Source organism: Nonomuraea longispora (genome assembly GCF_004348345.1).
Classification (GTDB): Bacteria; Actinomycetota; Actinomycetes; order Streptosporangiales; family Streptosporangiaceae; genus Nonomuraea; species Nonomuraea longispora.
This window is the reverse complement of sequence record NZ_SMJZ01000454.1, coordinates 1-679: the sequence shown is the minus strand read 5'-3', so window position 1 is coordinate 679 and position 679 is coordinate 1. Positions and strand designations below refer to the sequence as shown.

Annotated in this window: 1 protein-coding gene; it reads left to right on the top strand. The window is 67.5% G+C overall.

Features of this window, described 5'->3' with window-relative positions; translation table 11 throughout:
- Positions 1-679, top strand: a 679-nt coding sequence (locus E1267_RS43920) for a HAMP domain-containing protein (RefSeq protein ID WP_165960141.1), incomplete at both ends; no start/stop codon positions are given.

The following is a 679-nucleotide window of genomic DNA, read 5'->3' as shown; positions in this document are numbered from 1 at the left end:
GAAGATCACGGTCGACGCCCAGGGCGAGATCCTCCAGCTCAAGGACACCCTGAACACCATGGTCGACCAGCTGTCGTCCTTCGCCGACGAGGTGACCCGCGTCGCCCGGGAGGTCGGCACGGAGGGCAAGCTGGGCGGCCGCGCCGAGGTGAAGGGCGTGTCCGGGGTCTGGAAGGACCTCACCGACAACGTCAACTCGATGGCCAACAACCTCACCTATCAGGTGCGCAACATCGCCCAGGTGACCACGGCCGTCGCCAACGGCGACCTCACCCGCAAGATCGACGTCGACGCCCAGGGCGAGATCCTGGAGCTCAAGTCGACCATGAACACGATGGTCGAGCAGTTGTCGTTGTTCGCCTCCGAGGTGACCCGCGTCGCCCGGGAGGTCGGCACGGAGGGCCAGCTCGGCGGCCAGGCGCAGGTGCGCGGCGTGTCCGGGGTCTGGAAGGACCTCACCGACAACGTCAACTCGATGGCCAACAACCTGACCTCGCAGGTGCGCCAGATCGCGGCGGTGTCGTCCGCGGTGGCGCAGGGCAACCTGTCCAGGAAGATCACGGTCGACGCCCAGGGCGAGATCCTCCAGCTCAAGGACACCCTGAACACCATGGTCGACCAGCTGTCGTCCTTCGCCGACGAGGTGACCCGCGTCGCCCGGGAGGTCGGCACGGAGGGC